Below are 18,449 nucleotides of genomic sequence, written 5' to 3'. Positions count from 1 at the left end.
TATCCGCTTAAAAACAAAAACGCCAGTCAGTTAATCTGACTGGCGTTTTTCATATTGAAGTGTTGTCGCCATAGAACCCTAGTCTAAAGCTTAACGATATACTGACAGCTTAGCGCGCAAGATACGCTTGGATCTGGCGGGTAATACCTTCACCGTCTAGTTGTAGTTCGGCTAAGATCTCACCACATTCACCATGCTTAATAAACTCATCGGGCAAGCCGATATTCAGCACTGGCATTGGCAGTTTCAGTTGTTGTAATAGCTCGAGAACACCAGAACCTGCACCGCCCATGATGGCGTTTTCTTCCACTGTCACTAACACATCGTGGCTTGTGGCCAGCTGTTTAACAAGTTCAACATCTAATGGTTTGACGAAACGCATATCGGCTAAGGTTGCATCTAAGGCATCTGCTGCCTGAGTTGCCGAGGCAAGCGTAGTACCAAAGTTGAGGATGGCAATTTTGCTACCTTGACGCTTAATTTGACCTTTACCTATTTCTAGGGCAGTCATCTCTTCAACTTGTTCGGCACCCGTGGCGCTACCACGTGGATAACGAATTGCCGTCGGGCCATCGTTATAGCAATAGCCGGTATACAGCATTTGGCGGCATTCGTTTTCATCCGATGGTGCCATGATCACCATGTTGGGAATGCTGCGCATATAACTTAAATCAAATGCCCCTTGGTGAGTTGGGCCATCAGGTCCCACGATGCCACCGCGATCGATAGCAAAAATCACCGGCAGCTTTTGCAATGCGACATCATGAATTAGCTGATCATAGCCGCGTTGTAGGAAGGTTGAATAGATGGCCAATACGGGCTTATAACCTTCACAGGCAAAACCGGCCGCCAGAGTAACCGCATGTTGTTCGGCAATCGCAGCGTCGAAATATTGTTTCGGGAAACGCTGAGAAAATTCCACCATGCCTGAGCCTTCACGCATCGCGGGGGTGATACCCAGAACTTTTTCATCTTTCTCTGCCATATCGCACAGCCAACGACCGAACACTTGTGAGAAGGTGGGGTTCGATGGCTTAGAAGCGGGCTTAGCAAAAGTCGATGGATCGAATTTAGGCACGGCATGCCAGCCGATAGGATCTTTCTCGGCGGGCTCATAACCACGACCTTTCTTGGTCATGATATGTAAAATCTGTGGTCCAGACAGGTTACGCATGTTACGCATGGTTTCAACCAATGCGTCGACATCATGACCGTCGATTGGGCCAATATAGTTAAAGCCCAGTTCTTCGAACATGGTGCCTGGCACAACCATACCTTTAAGATGTTCTTCGGTGCGCTTAGCCATCTCTTTGATAACTGGCATGCCTTTTAACACCCGCTTACTGTTTTCACGCAAAGTGGTGTATAAGCGACCTGACATCAGTTGAGCTAAATGGTTGTTGAGCGCGCCTACGTTTTCCGAAATAGACATCTCATTGTCATTGAGCACGACCAGCATATCATTGTGTAGGTCACCGGCGTGGTTCATGGCTTCAAACACCATGCCGCCCGTCATGGCGCCATCACCAATGACAGCAACCACTTTACGTCCCGCTTGCTCTTTCTCTGCGGCAACGGCCATGGCCAATGCTGCACTGACTGAAGTCCCCGAGTGTCCGACACTAAAGGTGTCATATTCACTCTCTTCACGCCAAGGGAAAGGATGAATCCCGCCTTTTTGACGAATGGTATGCATCTTATCGCGGCGTCCAGTCAAAATCTTGTGTGGATAGGCCTGATGACCCACATCCCACAGGAGACGGTCGAATGGAGTGTTATAGACATAATGCAAGGCAACCGTCAGTTCGACAGTGCCTAAGCCGGAGGCAAAATGGCCGCTGGAGATCCCAACTGACTGCAACAGATAGCTTCTAAGCTCATCGGCAAGTTTTGGGAGTACGCCCTGAGGAAGCTGTCTAAGTTCGTCAGGGGTATTGGCCTGTGCTAATACAGGGTATTTCGTTATATCCAAACTCATAGCGAGATTCTTTGGCTCTTTATTATACTCTTCGCTCAATGATAAAACGGGCGAATTCGGCAATTAACTGGCTATTGTATGGTAATTTAGCCAGCGCTGATAGGGCATCGTCGATCAAACTTTTTGCGGTTTGTTGTGCGCCAGACAAGCCCAGTAGTTTGGGATAAGTACTTTTGTTTGAATCACTGTCAGAACCTTGAGGTTTCCCTATCTCTTCGGTACTAGCAATGATATCGAGTACATCATCTTGAACTTGGAAGGCGAGGCCAATGGCATCTGCAAATTCTAGCAAATGATCCCGCTGGCTATCTGTGACCTCGGCGGCAATGATGGCTAATTCCACCGCGCAGCGGATCAACGCCCCTGTTTTTAATCTGTGTAGTTGCTTTAATGTAGCTAAATCAATCTCTTTATCGGTGGCATTAAGATCCATCGACTGGCCGCCACACATACCCTGATATCCCGATGCTTTAGCTAAAGCACGCACCATTGCCAGCTGTTGACTCGCTTGCAGTTGACTGTGTTCGGCGCTAATGACTTCAAAGGCCAAGGTTTGTAGTGCGTCTCCAGCAAGGATAGCCGTTGCTTCATCGAAAGCGATATGTACTGTGGGTTTTCCACGGCGAAGCTCGTCATTATCCATGGCGGGAAGATCGTCATGGATTAAAGAGTAAGCGTGAATACATTCGATGGCTGCGGCGCAGTGATCGAGATGATTTAACGGCACGTTGAGCATGTCACCGATGGCATATACTAAGAACGGCCTGATACGTTTGCCACCAAGTAGCGCGCCATGTTTCATTGCCGCTTTTAATTTGGGTTCGGTGTCGTTTTGGCTGTCGATAAACTCAGTGAGCTGTTTATCGACACGTTGTTGATATTGGATTATCGCTTCGGCTAGCAATTACTCGCCCTCAGAAATATAGGGATGCAAACTGGATTGATCGTTTTCTTGGGTAAGAATAGACACTTTCTGTTGCGCCTGTTCCAACTTACCTTGGCTGTTTCTTACCAAGTTGATGCCTCTTTCGAACTGTTTGAGCGCGTCATCGAGGGATACATCGCCCTGTTCTAACTCTGCAACAATGCGCTCTAATTCCGATAATGACTCTTCAAAAGTGAGGTTTTCTGGTTTTTTTGCCACTGTGGTTTTCCCAAAAAATTAGCGACAGACAAAGTATCTTAGTGAACCTTATGGGTCAAATTAGGCTGTCGTATATTTGTGCAATAGCACGCTTTGCAGAGGAATTTTTATAAAAAATATCATTTGCCGCTAAACTTGCGCGCCAGATGTCCGATAACTGAATAAGATCGAGACTCAATTTTGAAAATTATTATATCCTAAATTGGCCGTTGAAGTTAGCACTAAGAGGGGAAAGCAAAGCGACTTATTTTGCATAAGTGTAATGGAAAAGTCGTATTGTTAGTGGCAGTTAGGATAACATTGCCAAGCGCCTAAACTTGATGTTTTCACGCTGATTAAAATGTCCCGATTAGGGGAATGTTTTAGAAACAGCCAATTTATGAGATGAGGAACAGTTGTGGATTTAGCGACTCTAATAGGCCTGATTGGTGCGTTCGCCTTTATTATCGGTGCCATGATAAAAAGCGGTGGTATCGCCATTTTTGCTGATGTTTCTTCGGTATTGATTGTGATTATTGGCTCGCTGTTTGTGGTGATGATGAAATACAACCTCAAGCAGTTTCTGGGCTCGGTAAAAATTGCGGCTAAAGCGTTTATTTTCAAAATTGATAAGCCGGATGCTCTGATAGAGCAATCTGTGATCATGGCCGATTCGGCGAGAAAAGGCGGTTTCTTGGCGTTAGAAGAAGCCGAGATCAGTAATAGTTTTATGCAAAAAGCCGTCGATATGTTGGTCGATGGTCATGACGGTGATGTGGTGCGTGAAGCGCTAGAAAAAGATATCGCCTTGACCGAAGAACGTCATCGTACCGGGATTGGCATCTTCAGAGCCTTAGGTGATGTCGCTCCGGCGATGGGCATGATTGGTACCTTAATTGGTCTGGTGGCCATGCTGTCGAACATGGAAGATCCTAAATCGATTGGTCCGGCTATGGCGGTTGCCCTGTTAACCACCTTGTATGGCGCTATCATTGCCAACATGATTGCACTACCGATTGCAGATAAGCTGACACTGCGAATGGGCGAAGAGATGCTTAATCGACATCTGATTATGGATGCGGTATTAGCGATACAAGATGGCCAAAACCCACGGGTTATCGAGGGTTTCTTAAAGAATTACCTGTCGGAGAAACAGCGACAAATAGACACAATGGATGGGGAATAGCCTGATGGCTAAGAAGGCGAAATGTCATTGCCCTCCAAGCGGTGCTCCAATGTGGCTGGCCACTTTTGCCGACCTGATGTCGCTGCTGATGTGCTTTTTTGTACTCTTATTAGCGTTCTCAGAAATGGATGTGATGAAATTCAAGCAGATCGCAGGCTCGATGAAGTATGCCTTCGGGGTGCAAAATAAAGTCGAGGTTAAGGATATTCCCAAGGGAACCTCGGTTATTGCGTTGGAGTTTCGTCCCGGCCGTCCTGAGCCGACACCCATTGATATTATTAACCAGCAAACCAATGAAATGACCGAGCCGACACTTGATGTTCAGGCCGGTAATGATGACAGTGCAGGGGGAGTGCAAGAGCAGCAGGGTGAGCAGCGTGGTGGTGATGCTTCGGCGACGGCGCAAGAGCAAGCTGAAGCGCAATCTCAAGCCAGCTCGTCTTCTCAACAGCAAAGCTCTTCACAAGATCAGATTAACGATCAAGTGAAGAAGATGGCTCAAGCACTTAATAAAGAGATTGTCGATGGCGCGATTGAAATTGAATCTCTAGGGCAACAGATCATTATTCGTATCCGTGAAAAGGGGTCGTTTGCATCGGGGTCGGGCTTCTTACAGCCGCGTTTTAAACCCATAGTACGACGTGTGGGTGAGCTGTTAAAAGATGTGCCCGGTATCATCACTGTCTCTGGATATACCGACGATATCCAAATCCATAACGAGCTTTATAGCTCCAACTGGGATCTCTCCAGTAAGCGTGCGGTGGCAGTTGCTCATGAACTCATTAAAGTGCCAGGGTTTGATGACTTGCGAATGAAAGTGGTGGGTATGGCGAGTTCTGCGCCTTTAGTTGCCAATGATTCGGCTGAGCACAGAGCTCGCAATCGCCGAGTTGAAATCGCCATCGAACAAGGTAAGCCTAAACAGTCAGATGAAATTATTGTCGGACAATAGCTTTATGATGAAGCGGGCAATAAACGGGTTCTATTTTGAACCCGTTTTTTGTTTTAGCTTCCATCCGAGCCACTATCACGTCTATTAGATATTGCTATCACGCATAATTGTTATCTTTTGCCTATCGCCAATAGGCATTTCGTTGGTGACCTTGGTATAATGGCAGGATTGCTGTTTAAATAATTCCCTCGGAACCCCAATGAAATTTATCGTAAAACTGTTTCCCGAAATCATGATGAAAAGCAAGCCGGTAAGAATGCGCTTTACCAAAATGCTTGAAACTAATATCCGTAATGTCCTGCGTAAGGTCGATGAAGAGGCCAAGGTGCAGCGTCAGTGGGATAAGATCATGGTTAAGGTACCAGCCGATAAACCTGAAATGGTGGATATCTATGCCGAGCGTTTGGCTTGTATTCCAGGTATTGCCCATGTGCTGCAAGTTAAAGAAAGCACTTTTGAGTCTGTCGATGATATTTATCAGCAGACTTTAGCGCTTTATAAAGAAGAACTTGCAGGAAAAACCTTCTGTGTACGGGTTAAGCGTAGCGGTCAACATGAGTTTAACTCTATCGAAGTTGAGCGCTATGTGGGCGGCGGGTTAAACCAGTTTACCGAGGCGGCTGGGGTTAGATTAAAGAACCCTGATATGACCGTGAACCTAGAGATTGACCGTGACAATCTTTATTTAGTTGAGAAGCGTATCGATGGTCTAGGTGGTTTCCCTATGGCGACGCAAGAAGATGTGTTGTCATTGATCTCTGGTGGCTTTGACTCGGGAGTGTCCAGCTATCAATTTATTAAGCGTGGTTCACGTACCCATTATTGTTTCTTTAATCTTGGCGGCGACCAGCACGAGATAGGTGTTAAGCAAGTGGCTTATCATTTATGGCAGAAATACGGTGAGTCGCATAAGGTTAAGTTTGTTTCTGTGCCGTTCGATCCTGTAGTGACTGAGATTTTAGAAAAAATCGATAATGGTCAGATGGGAGTTATTCTCAAGCGTATGATGATGCGTGCAGCCAGCCGCGTAGCCGATAAATTAGGCATTCAAGCGCTCGTTACCGGTGAGGCCATGGGGCAGGTTTCAAGCCAAACCGTAACCAATTTAAATGTCATCGATCGCTGTACCGAAACATTAATTTTGCGTCCACTGATTGTGATGGACAAGCAAGACATCATTAATATTAGCCGCGAGATAGGCACTGAAGACTTTGCCAAGTCTATCCCTGAATATTGCGGCGTTATTTCGCAAAAGCCAACGGTGAAAGCGGTACTGTCTAAAGTTGAAGCTGAAGAAGCTAAGTTCTCTGAAGATCTATTAGATAGAGTGATTGAGGCTGCTGAAATCATTGATATACGGGAGATTGCAACCAGTATGGAAACTAAAATCACCGAAACTGAAACAGTCGATGCCTTAAGTGGCGGTGAAGTTATCGTGGATATTCGTGCTCCAGAAGAGCAGGAACAGAGCCCACTCGCTATCGATGGCGTGGAAATTAAAGTGATTCCTTTCTTCAAGCTGGCGACGCAATTCGCTGATTTAGATAAGGCCAAAACCTATCTGCTTTACTGTGACCGCGGTGTGATGAGTAAGCTGCAAGCCTTGTACCTGCAAGAGCAGGGCTATAGCAACGTTAAAGTTTATCGTCCAAGCTAAGCTAGGGTTATTGAAGTCATAGAGCCTGGGTGAATAATCCAGGCTTTTTTGTATCTGAAGGTGTGCTGATTTCGGCAATAAAAAACCGCATTCTAAGATGCGGTTTTGTCATTAATAAATCTATTCGCTTAAGCGTATCTTAGATAGCTGCTTATTCAGCTAAGCGCGCATCCATCTCTGAAGTTTCTTGCTGCTCTTTTTTCTTCGCAATAAGAACGGCGTTCATATCTTCATTGTTGAGATCTTGGTGCATTTGGTCGATGCCTTGAGCTAATTGAGCACTGATGTCTGCATATAGGTCAGTGGTATCGATAACAACTTCATCGGCCATAGCCGTAGTAGAAGCTGAGAGTAGTGCAATTGCAAAAACAGTTTTAAAGTTAATCATAATGGTTCGCCTCCAACGGCATTTTGGGGTCAGACACTCCCCTTTTCACGTCGTAGAGGCTGTCTAACTGCATTCATTTCAATGGTGCAAAATTTAAACAAATTCTGATTCCTTTACAAACGATAAAATGTAACAATAAGGATTAGAAAAACTAATTAAAATTCGTGACAGGGATCACTATGTCGAGACGTCTACCTCCGCTTAATGCGGTGAAAGCATTTGAAGCTGCAGCAAGGAATTTAAGCTTTACCCGAGCCGCCGAAGAATTATTTGTAACGCAAGCTGCTGTTAGTCATCAGATTAAAGCACTTGAGGAGTATTTGGGCATCAAGTTGTTCCGTCGTAAAAATCGCTCTTTGCTATTAACGGAAGAAGGCCAAGGCTATTTTCTCGACATAAAAGATATTTTTGTGCAACTGGCAGATGCAACAGATCGTTTACTTGCGCGCAGTGCCATTGGTTCATTAACGGTAAGTACTTCCCCCAGTTTTGCTATTCAATGGCTAGTTCCGCGCTTGTCTAACTTCAGTGAGCAGAATCCCGATATCGATGTACGGATTAAAGCGGTTGATGATGAAACTAGCTCATTAACCGATGATGTCGATGTGGCAATTTATTACGGCGTGGGTAATTGGCCGGGGCTACGGGCCGATAAACTGCGTAATGAAGTGTTGATTCCTGTCTGCTCTCCATTATTGCTCAACGGTCCAAAACCGCTGTCACAACCCAGCGATCTGAAATATCACACCTTACTGCATGACTCGAGTCGTCATGATTGGCAGGCATGGTTTAGGCAATGTGGCATTAACGATATTAATGTCAATCAAGGTCCGGTTTTCAGCCATTCATCATTGGTTTTACAAGCCGCASCTCATGGTCAAGGCGTGGCATTAGGCTACAGCGTATTATCACAACCCGATATTAAAGCAGGGCGTTTAGTCTGCCCATTCCCCGACGTGTTAGTGAGTAAACATGCTTATTATTTAGTATGTCAGCAGAACCATGCTGAAATAGGGAAAATAGCTGCCTTTAGGAAGTGGATGCTAGATATGTTTGAAGAAGAGTCACGCAGTGAGCTGTTGCCGGGCTAGGCTCGAATATTTCATTCACCCGCTGTTAGGGTAAACCGATAAGGTTTTGATGTTTAACACTAGCTACAAGATAGAAAAATAAGGCAAGGGGATGACAGCGAAGTTTGTAATTGAAACCGCCATGCAAGAGCATGAGTTACCCGCAAGCGAGTGCCTACTCGATGATGATGTTGCCCAAGGTAGTGGGGCCAGTATCCAAACCTTAGTGTTGTTTGCTCACGGTGCTGGCGCGAATATGCAACATGCTTTTATGCAGGATATGGCTCAAGGCCTTGCTAAATCTGGGCTTAGCGTGGTGCGATTTAATTTCCCCTACATGCGCAACAATGCCATCGATGGAAAACGCCGACCACCGGATCGCGCGCCAAAATTGCTGCTCGATTTTAATCTGCATATTGCCGCCATCCGCAAACAGTTTAATCCTAAGCGACTTATCTTAGTGGGTAAGTCCATGGGGGGCAGGATGGCGGCGATGATTGGCAATGAAACACGGGTGGATGGAGTGATCTGTTTAGGTTATCCGTTTGTGCCGCCTAAAGGTGGAGAGCCAAGGCTTGAGCCGATAGCACAATGCCGAACTCCTTTAATGGTGATCCAAGGGGAGCGAGATAAGTTTGGTGGCAAAGGTCAGGTGGAATCTTGGTTAGCGCCTTATAATAGCCAACTTAAGTGGTTGACCGACGGAGATCATAGTTTTGCTCCAAGAAAGTCGTCAGGCACGACTCAAGAAGCTAATCTGGCACAAGCCATATCTGATTGCGTTAGTTTTATAAGGAGTTTACATGCGTAAAGGTTTTTTTCTTATCGCGGCGTTAAGCGGTTTTCTTGCGGTGGCATTGGGAGCATTTGCAGCCCATGGTTTAAAGAGTGTCACAACACCAGAGATGATTGCCATTTTTAATCTTGGCGTCGAATATCAGTTTTATCATACCTTTGCCTTGATAGCGGTGGCGTTCTGTAGCCATTGGATTCGTTCGCGTTTGCTCGACTGGGCGGGCTACCTGTTTATTGTTGGCATCATGTTGTTTTCAGGTTCGCTGTACCTTTATGCGCTAATTGGGGCTAAATGGACTGGACCTGTGACGCCAATGGGCGGTGTTTGTTTCTTAGTCGGTTGGCTGTGTATCGCTGTGGCGATGTGGCGTCATCGTGTGGTTGAGTTGAATTAAGCCAGTCTAAGATAATCGTATTCAAATTAGAGACAGTGTAGAATGGCGACCAATTGCTTTGGGCGCCATTTTTTATGCAGGATATGCTGATGATTAACCTATTTTTATACTGCCGCGCTGGCTATGAGAAAGAGTGCGCCGCAGAGATCCAAGATCGCGCCGCACAGCTAAATGTGGGTGGTTTTGTTAAGACCAACAAAAATGATGGTTATGTGATTTTTCAGTGTTTTCAGCCCGGTGATGCCGATATGTTGGCCGAGCAGTTGAATCTGGATTCCTTGATCTTTACTCGGCAGATGTTTGCAGCCAATCGGTTGTTGCAATCTTTACCTGAAAATGATCGCGTGACACCGATTGTCGATGCGCTGGCTAAGGTTTCAAAAGCCGGTGAGCTAAGAGTCGAGACGCCAGATACCAATGAAGCTAAAGAGTTGTCTAACTTCTGCCGTAAATTCACCGTCCCTCTTCGTCAGGCGCTTAAGCGTAGTGGCAGTTTGCTGGAAAAAGAGAACCCTAAACGTCCAATCATTCATGTGTGTTTTGTGGGTTCAGGCACCGCTTATGTGGGCTACTCATTGAGTAATAACAGTTCCCCCTATTTTATGGGGATCCCCAGACTGAAAATGGCTGCCGATGCGCCAAGTCGTTCGACCCTTAAACTCGACGAGGCTTTTATTCATTTCATTCCTAAAGATGAGCAGGAAAAGCGACTGCGCAGTGGTTTGAATTCGGTGGATTTAGGCGCTTGCCCTGGTGGCTGGACTTATCAGTTGGTGCGTCGTGGTATGTTTGTCGCGGCAGTGGATAACGGCCCTATGGCACAAAGTCTGATGGATACTGGACAGGTTAAACATTATATGGCCGATGGTTTCCGGTTCGAACCACCACGTAAGAATATCTATTGGTTAGTGTGCGATATGGTTGAGAAGCCTTCGCGGGTTGCCGAGCTGATAGAAGCTTGGGCGATCAACGGTTGGTTTAAAGAGGCCATTTTCAATCTTAAGTTACCGATGAAGAGTCGCTATAAAGAGGTATCGACCATTTTAGAGACCATGAGAACCATACTTAAAGAGAATGGTATCGACGAGTTTCATTTGGCTTGTAAACATCTTTACCATGATCGCGATGAAGTGACGGTGCATTTATGGCTTAAACCTAGCGTCGGTTGGGGCAACAACTGATAAAACTTAGCTATAACAAGCGATAAAAGTTCAAATACAGAAACTATAGATATTTGAATTATAAAAATTGAAGTAATAAAAAGCCCCGCAGATGATGTGGGGCTTTTTATGGCTTGGTTTTGCTATCGGCTCAAGGTGTTTGAGCCTGCAATCCAAAAGGCTTAATTAAAGGCGCTCGATAACCGCTTGGGTGAAGTCGGTAGTACCATGAGTACCGCCAAGATCACGTGTCGTACGGTCGCCTTCAGCAATCACTGCAGAAACGGCAGCGCGAATAGCTTCGGCTTTGTCTGACATGCCTAAGTATTCCAACATTTGAATTGACGCTAAGATCACTGATGTTGGGTTAGCTAGGTTTTTACCTGCGATATCAGGCGCGCTACCGTGTACCGCTTCGAAAATTGCCGCATTTTTACCAATGTTTGCACCTGGTGCCATGCCTAGGCCGCCAACAAGACCGGCACATAGATCTGACAAGATGTCGCCAAATAGGTTGGTGGTTACGATCACATCGAAGTTTTCTGGGTTCATGACCAGCTTCATGCAAGTAGCATCAACAATCATCTCTTCGGTAGTGATATCTGGGTAACGTTGGCTGACTTCACGCGCCACTTTTAGGAATAGACCTGAAGTTGACTTCATGATGTTCGCTTTATGTACGATAGTCACTTTCTTACGTCCCTCTTTACGAGCGAGTTCGTAAGCGAAAGTGGTGATCTGCTCAGCACCTTGACGAGTAATGATACTGGTGGCTTCGGCTGTTGCACCATCTTCAGAGACGGTTTGGCCAAGACCTGAATACATACCTTCGGTGTTTTCACGTACGGTGATGATATCGATATTGTCATAACGTGCCTGAGTGCCTTTGAAAGACAGTACTGGACGAACGTTAGCGTATAAACTGAATTTTTTACGCAATGACACGTTGATCGAAGTAAAACCTTCACCCACAGGAGTGGTTAATGGACCTTTTAGGGTGATGCTGTTCTTCTCGATAAGGTCGAGAGTACGCTGTGGTAGTAGTTCGCCATGTTTTTCTAGTGCAGCTAAACCTGCATCGGCAAACTCATACTGAAAATCACATCCGGCTTTATCAAGAATTTTAATAGCGGAATCGATAATACTAGGCCCAATCCCGTCACCGGGGATCACGGTTATTGTTCTTTTTGACATGGAGAGTCCTTCCACGGTTGGTCGTTACTGCTTATGTCTGACCATGTCGGAAAGACACGGTGTTACGACTATGAAATTTTTGAAAGTTAACACGCGCATTTTACCCACTTTTGCAGCAATTTCACAGGAAATAGTGAGCAATCTCACATTTTTTTGTGTAGGCTAACTTGCATTAATGGGGGCTAATTAGGATGATTGAGGCAGAACTGCTAAAAAAGTCTACTTTAGTCTAATCGAAAGAGATAAAACCTTAATAAAATAATTAAAAAGAGGAAGACCTTGAAGTCATTACCTAGCGCATCTCTCGCACTCATTTGTGCAAGTCTTTTATCTGCTCCTACCTTGGCTGCAGATGTCACTCCCCAAGCCATCATGAAATTCGAGTCACTCAATAAGCCCGTGATCGCCGCTAAAGGCACCGCGTTTGCTGTTGAGGTGGCACCAGACCGTGGCGATAGTCATGGTTTGGTGAAACGTCTCGACTCTGCAAAATCCTTTGAAGTAAAAGGCGGTTCTAAACCTGTCATCAGCTTCGATGGTCGTTTTGCGGCATTTGCGGTTGAGCCTAGCTTATTGGCTCAAGAAAGCGCCGATGCAAAAGAGCGTAAAAAATTAAAGTCAGCCATGGTGTTGGTTGACACACAATCGGGTAAAGAAACGCGCTATGAAAGAGTGAAGCAGTTTGCCTTCAATGACTCGGGCACTTATCTGGCTGTTTGGTATGAAGAAGCCGAGCCAAGTGCAGATGATAAGGGCGGTAAATCTGAGCAAGCCAAATCTGATGAAAAGCCCACAAAAATCGATGACTATGATAAAGGTCGTAGCATTGAGTTAGTCGAGCTTGGTAGTGGTAAAAGCGTAAAGCTTGAAAACATTACCGCATATCATTTCGATAAGTCTGGACGTTATGCGTTACTCGCGCAAAACGATATTGCAGCCAAACAACATCATGTGGTGCTTGTTGATCTGCAAAGCGCGACACAAACCGTCATTCAAGGTTATGTCGATCAACAAATTGGTGCGCTAGCTCTGAGTAAAGATGGCAAATACGCCGCTTATACTTATGGCGCGGACAATGTTGACCCTTACGGTAGACCCTATCAGCTTGCGCTGTTTAATATTGAATCTGGCAAACTGAAAACTGCACCTAAAGCAAAAGATTGGACACTTAACCGCTACAGTGAACTCAACTTCTCTGATGACAGCCAACGTCTGTTTTTTGGCCGCGTACCTGAAGTTAGTCAACAACTTGAAGTGCCAAAAGTCACCAAGGAAGCGGATCTGTTTGATGAGTCGATTATTACGGGGCAGCGTGGACTCAATGTTTGGCATGGCGATGATCCACGCATTAAGCCGAATGAGATAAATCAGTATAAAAAAGAGCTTAAGCGCACTTATTTAGCGGTATTACATTTAAACAGTAATCAAGTGGTGCAGCTTGCCGATCAGCAAGTTCCTGATGTTGACGTTCAGCAGCAGAAACGTTTTGTGTTGGCTAGCAGCGATGTGCCTTATTTGAAGATGATCACTTGGGCCGGTTTCTACCGTGATTATTATGTCATCGATATCAATACTGGCCGTCGAGTGCAATTCTTAACTCAGCAACCCGCGAACGAAGTCCCTAAGTTATCGCCTGACGAGCGCTTGGTTGCTTACTATCAACGTGGTGATATTTATCTTTATCAAGTCACTCAAGATAACCGAGTGAAATTGACCAAAGACTTTAAGACGCCCTTTGCCGATGAAGATCATGATTATCCTTCTGTCGCTCCCAGTTATGGTTTTGGTCCATGGTTAGCGGATAGCTCGGCATTTATCGCTTACGACAAATATGATATTTGGCAGTTTAATGCTGAATCACATGCGGCATTTCGAATTACCGCCGCCGATGGCCGCAAGAATCAGATCCAATATCGTGTTACGGCTCTGGTGAATAAAGCCGATGAAGCTGCCACCTTGAAGAGTGATGAGGCCTTGTTGCTACATGGCTATAACGAGCTTACTAAGGCTGATGGTTTCTATAAGGCTAAAGTTGGAGTGTCAGGTGTGAAGCCGTTAATGCAAGGGGAGTATAAGCTCAACGCCGTTGCGCGTGCAGAAAAGAGCGATGAGTTTATTTTCACCAAAGAGCGTTATGACTTGTTTCCCGATCTTTATAGTGCCAAGTTAAATTCGCCTCAGGATGCGGTTCGTCAAACCGATCTCGATAGCCAAAAGCGCGCGCTGGATTGGGGGCAATCTGAGCTGGTGCATTGGACCAATGGCGATGGTCAGCCTCTCGATGGTGTGTTGATTAAACCGAGCAATTACCAGGAAGGCCAGCGTTACCCTGTGTTGGTGTATTTCTACCGCTTTATGAGCGATCGCTTGCATGCCTTCCCACAGATGAAGTTGAATCATAGACCTAATTTTGCTTGGTTTGCCGACAATGGGTACGCCATTTTCTTGCCAGACATTCGCTTTGAAGTGGGGTATCCAGGAGCAACGTCGGTGCAAGCACTGACCTCTGGAGTGCAGCATTTAATCGATATTGGGATTGCCGACCGCGATAAAGTGGGAATTCAGGGCCATTCTTGGGGTGGTTATCAAACTGCATTTGCGGTAACTCAAACCAATATATTTAAGGCGGCAGTAACAGGTGCACCGGTTTCTAACATGACTAGCGCTTACAGTGGTATTCGACATGGTAGCGGCCTAGCGCGTCAGTTCCAGTATGAAACGGGACAAAGCCGGATCGGTGAAAGCTTGTTTAAGGCGCCGCAAAAGTACATCGAGAACTCTCCCGTGTTTTATGTGGAGCGCATCAAAACGCCAATGATGATCATGTTTGGTGATAAAGATGATGCGGTACCTTGGGAGCAAGGGGTTGAGTTGTATTTAGCGATGCGCCGTGCGGGTAAAGATGTGGTGTTTTTACAATATGAAGATGAGCCACATCATCTAAAGAAATACCCTAATAAGGTCGATTACAGCCTGCGCATGATGCAGTATTTTGATCATTATCTTAAAGGTGCCCCTGCACCTAAATGGTTGACTGAAGGCGAGGCTTATACCGAACTTAAAAAGGCTGATTAATACCAATCGCAGTAATTATCTGATCATTTTTGCTCGTTAAAATAGCCGATAACCGTGTTGTAAATTTTGTTATTAGAATAACTAGTTACTGCAATTTACGCCTTGTTCTCGACAATTTTTCCTGCGCAATATTCTGATCACTAATTTACTTTGATTGGTATAAGCTTTAATTCGTCGCTATTTTAATGAAAAAACCGTGCTTAAAGGCTTAACGCCACTCGCTTAACGGCGAGTGGCGTTCTTATTTCTATTTCGTATAGGATACTTTGCTGCTTTCTTAGCAGGGCACTTGGGCACGGTTTTCGTTTTCGCTTATTTGGAAGCATTAACCTTTTCCGCTATCTCTCTGCATATTTAATAGTTTCGGTATCGAACCAGAGTTACGACTATCTGATCAAATTAACCCATCTCTAAGGCGTCGTAGCAAAGGCTTATTGGCTAGCTGATATTGTTTTAACTCGCCATAGCGCGCTCTATTTCCCATCGTTGCCAATACACTTCTACTCATTCTTTAATCTCATATCTAAATTGGGACTTGTTTGGTGTTTTTCCTGTGAGTATTTTGCCCACAGCCTTGCCTGACCATTAATAATTTCGATGACATGAAACCAAAATAAAATAGAGTTAATGAATTGTCTGGAGCCGACTCAATAACTAGTTGAGCGTAAGAGATTTCACTATTTGTGACGCGTCGTTTGCGAGCAGAGGCTCGTCCAGTTTGCTTCACGGTTTCTTCAACCCACGCAAGTGGGATGTGCTTAGAAAATGTATTTCAGACATAAAAAATCGGCCTCAGCAATGTTGAGACCGATTATGAAGCCATCTGAGGATCGTTCAATGACTTAAAGCGAGCGGCATTAGCCTTCGAGTGCGCTGTGTCATTTTATGACCCTAACCATAGCGTTAGCTTAATTGCTTGAGTTCGTAGAGAAGATCTAAAGCTTGTTTGGCGGACAGCTGATCTGGATCTATTTGCTGTAATCTCTCAACTACGGGTGACACTTCAGGCGCGCTAAAGTTTAAAAGCGTTTGCCCGGAAGCGGCTTGCTGTTCAGGATGATCGCGGCTTTCTAAATGATGTAGCTTATGTTTGGCTGCGGTAACCACTTGGCTGGGAACACCCGCAAGAGCGGCAACCTGTAGACCATAACTTTTGCTTGCTGCACCTTCTTGTACTGCGTGCATAAAGGCGATGGTGTCGCCATGTTCTATGGCATCTAAGTGCACATTGGCAACATTTGATAGTGATTCGGCTAACTGAGTTAGCTCGAAATAGTGCGTGGCAAACAATGTCATGGCTTTGAGCTTATTCGCCAAATGCTCTGCCGCAGCCCAAGCCAAGGATAAGCCATCATAGGTAGATGTACCGCGCCCTATTTCATCCATCAACACTAAACTGTCAGGCGTGGCGTTGTGGAGAATATTGGCCGTTTCAGTCATCTCAACCATAAAGGTGGAACGTCCCGATGCGAGATCGTCTGCAGCGCCGATACGAGTGAATATACGATCGATAGGGCCTAAAACGGCTCTCTGTGCCGGAACGAAACAGCCGATATGAGCCATTAAAGTGATTAATGCCACTTGGCGCATATAGGTTGATTTACCCCCCATGTTGGGTCCAGTCACGATCAACATGCGTCGCTGTGGACTGAGTGTCACAGGGTTGGCAATGAAGGGCGTTTGGCTGACTTGTTCAACCACTGGGTGACGACCGGCTTCGAGCTGTATACCACTTTCACCGTTCAGTTCTGGTCGATGATAATCATACAGTTCGGCGCGTTCAGCAAAATTGCTGATCACATCCAACTCGGCTGCAGCGCGAGCAAATTGTTGTAACTCATAAAGTTTAGGCAATAGTAGATCGAATAGTTCATCCCACAACTGCTTTTCTAATGCCAGTGCTTTACCTTGGCTAGAGAGCACCTTCTCTTCATGCTCTTTGAGTTCAGCGATGATATAACGCTCGGTATTCTTTAGCGTCTGGCGTCGCTGATAGCTGATGGGTACCAAATGAGATTCACGTCTGCTCACCTCGATGTAATAGCCGTGAACTCGGTTATAACCCACTTTAAGGGTTGCCGCACCAGTGGCTTGTTTCTCTCTGGCTTCGAGATCGGCCAAATAATCGGTTGCCCCTTGGCTGAGTTCGCGCCATTGGTCCAGCTCGGCGTTATAACCTGGTTTGATGACGCCACCGTCGCGGATCAGCATAGGTGGATTATCGATGATGGCGCGGCTTAATAATTGATGCTCATCAGGAAACTGGCCTAAAGCACTTGCCAGTGTTGTCAGGTGCTTACTATTACAGTGACTTAAAAGCTGTTGGATCTCGGGCAATAACGATAGGGCTTGGCGCAAACGCGCAAAATCTCGAGGGCGAGCACTGCGCAGCGCTAGACGAGCGGTAATTCGCTCAACATCGCCTAAGGCTTTGAGTTGATTGTGCAGCGACTCAAAGTCACCCGATTCTAGTAGCTCTTCTACAGCATCATAACGATCACGAATATGATTATGATTGCGCAGTGGTTCATGGATCCAGCGCTGCAGCATTCGGCTTCCCATTGGGGTGGCCGTGTTGTCTAAAATAGACGCTAAAGTATTGTCTACGCCGCCTTGAAGGTTCTTAGTAAGTTCTAAGTTTTTGCGGGTTGCCGCATCCAAAATAATACTGTCGCTTTGATTAAAACGGACGATGGAGTTGATATGGGGTAGAGCGGTACGCTGTGTATCTTTAACATACTGCATTAAGCAACCCGCGGCTTGCAGCGATAGCCTGACATCCCCTAAACCAAAACCATAAAGATCTTTAGTACCGAATTGCTCTAGCAGCAGTTTATGGGCGGTATCATAATCAAACTCCCACTCTGGGCGACGACGTTTGCCTTTGAAATGGTTCACTAATGCCATTTCACTAAAATCTTCGCTATATAAGAGTTCTGCAGGATTAGTGCGCTGTAATTCAGCTTCTAGTGACTCTTTGGTTGCTAATTCGCTGACGACGAAACGACCGGAAGAAACATCAAGGGTGGCATAACCAAAACTGACTTTGCCGTGATAAACCGCAGCTAATAAATTATCTTGGCGCTCTTGCAGTAGTGCCTCATCGGTTAACGTACCGGGAGTGACAATTCGAACGATTTTACGCTCAACAGGGCCTTTTGATGTCGCGGGATCGCCTATCTGTTCACAAATCGCCACAGATGTTCTTAGCTGTACTAATTTAGCCAAATAACCTTCAACCGCATGGTAAGGAATTCCCGCCATAGGAATAGGATCGCCACCACTTTTACCGCGAGCGGTAAGAGAGATCCCTAATAACTCTGAGGCTAATTTTGCATCATCGTAAAACAACTCATAAAAGTCACCCATCCGATAAAATAGTAGCATCTCGGGGACTTCGGCTTTGAGCGTCAAATATTGACGCATCATAGGTGTGTGTTTTTCGAGGTTTTGAGTATCGGCTGCGTTCATGAAAT

The 18,449-nt window shown here is 45.7% G+C and carries 14 protein-coding genes; 8 read left to right on the top strand and 6 right to left on the bottom strand.

Features of this window, described 5'->3' with window-relative positions:
• Positions 1-109 precede the first annotated feature (109 nt).
• Genes dxs through xseB form a run of 3 tightly spaced genes read right to left on the bottom strand, consistent with a single transcriptional unit; the run spans position 110 to position 3,122 of the window.
• A complete protein-coding gene (gene dxs / locus L1D21_RS10000) occupies positions 110-1,978 on the bottom strand; it encodes a 1-deoxy-D-xylulose-5-phosphate synthase (RefSeq protein WP_239845101.1) in 1,869 nt (622 codons plus the stop codon).
• A gap of 22 nt (positions 1,979-2,000) precedes the next feature.
• Entirely contained in the window at positions 2,001-2,882 is an 882-nt protein-coding gene (gene ispA / locus L1D21_RS09995; protein WP_239845100.1) for a (2E,6E)-farnesyl diphosphate synthase, read from the bottom strand.
• Positions 2,883-3,122, bottom strand: coding sequence for an exodeoxyribonuclease VII small subunit (xseB, locus tag L1D21_RS09990; protein ID WP_239845099.1), 240 nt, complete (start codon positions 3,120-3,122; stop codon positions 2,883-2,885).
• A gap of 397 nt (positions 3,123-3,519) precedes the next feature.
• Between xseB and pomA the strand changes: the two genes are divergently transcribed.
• From pomA to thiI, 3 genes are all read left to right on the top strand, one after another.
• Positions 3,520-4,287, top strand: coding sequence for a flagellar motor protein PomA (gene pomA, locus L1D21_RS09985; RefSeq protein WP_239845098.1), 768 nt, complete (start codon positions 3,520-3,522; stop codon positions 4,285-4,287).
• Between the two features lie 4 nt (positions 4,288-4,291).
• Entirely contained in the window at positions 4,292-5,239 is a 948-nt protein-coding gene (locus L1D21_RS09980; protein ID WP_239845097.1) for a flagellar motor protein MotB, read from the top strand.
• A 199-nt stretch (positions 5,240-5,438) separates the two neighbouring features.
• A complete protein-coding gene (gene thiI / locus L1D21_RS09975; protein WP_239845096.1) occupies positions 5,439-6,896 on the top strand; it encodes a tRNA uracil 4-sulfurtransferase ThiI in 1,458 nt (485 codons plus the stop codon).
• A 151-nt stretch (positions 6,897-7,047) separates the two neighbouring features.
• On the opposite strand, the gene L1D21_RS09970 is transcribed toward thiI, so the two are convergent.
• Positions 7,048-7,284 (bottom strand): hypothetical protein, encoded by a 237-nt coding sequence (locus L1D21_RS09970; protein ID WP_239845095.1) that lies wholly within the window; start codon positions 7,282-7,284, stop codon positions 7,048-7,050.
• 179 nt (positions 7,285-7,463) lie between these two features.
• Here L1D21_RS09970 and L1D21_RS09965 point away from each other — a divergent pair, with 179 nt between their 5' ends.
• From L1D21_RS09965 to rlmM, 4 genes are all read left to right on the top strand, one after another.
• Positions 7,464-8,375: a transcriptional regulator GcvA gene (locus tag L1D21_RS09965; RefSeq protein WP_239845094.1), complete on the top strand. Its 912-nt coding sequence runs from the start codon at positions 7,464-7,466 to the stop codon at positions 8,373-8,375.
• Positions 8,376-8,466: 91 nt separating this feature from the next.
• Positions 8,467-9,165, top strand: a complete 699-nt coding sequence (locus tag L1D21_RS09960) for an alpha/beta fold hydrolase (protein WP_239845093.1) — start codon at positions 8,467-8,469, stop codon at positions 9,163-9,165.
• Entirely contained in the window at positions 9,158-9,544 is a 387-nt protein-coding gene (locus L1D21_RS09955; protein WP_239845092.1) for a DUF423 domain-containing protein, read from the top strand. The genes L1D21_RS09960 and L1D21_RS09955 overlap by 8 nt, the downstream gene beginning before the upstream one ends.
• A gap of 89 nt (positions 9,545-9,633) precedes the next feature.
• On the top strand, positions 9,634-10,725 hold the full coding sequence (rlmM, locus tag L1D21_RS09950; protein ID WP_239845091.1) for a 23S rRNA (cytidine(2498)-2'-O)-methyltransferase RlmM: 1,092 nt from the start codon (positions 9,634-9,636) through the stop codon (positions 10,723-10,725).
• A gap of 165 nt (positions 10,726-10,890) precedes the next feature.
• Here the strand turns inward: rlmM and L1D21_RS09945 are convergent, their stop codons facing one another.
• Positions 10,891-11,898, bottom strand: a complete 1,008-nt coding sequence (locus L1D21_RS09945; protein ID WP_239845090.1) for an isocitrate dehydrogenase — start codon at positions 11,896-11,898, stop codon at positions 10,891-10,893.
• Positions 11,899-12,210: 312 nt separating this feature from the next.
• On the opposite strand from L1D21_RS09945, the gene L1D21_RS09940 reads away from it, so the two are divergent.
• Positions 12,211-14,973 carry a prolyl oligopeptidase family serine peptidase gene (locus tag L1D21_RS09940; RefSeq protein WP_239845294.1) on the top strand — a complete coding sequence of 921 codons (2,763 nt, stop codon included), beginning with the start codon at positions 12,211-12,213 and terminating at the stop codon, positions 14,971-14,973.
• 903 nt (positions 14,974-15,876) lie between these two features.
• Here the strand turns inward: L1D21_RS09940 and mutS are convergent.
• Entirely contained in the window at positions 15,877-18,444 is a 2,568-nt protein-coding gene (gene mutS, locus L1D21_RS09935) for a DNA mismatch repair protein MutS (protein ID WP_239845089.1), read from the bottom strand.
• Positions 18,445-18,449: the final 5 nt, after the last annotated feature.

This window comes from Shewanella sp. Isolate11 (genome assembly GCF_022398315.1).
GTDB lineage: Bacteria > Pseudomonadota > Gammaproteobacteria > Enterobacterales > Shewanellaceae > Shewanella.
This window is presented reverse-complemented; position numbering and strand designations above follow the sequence as displayed.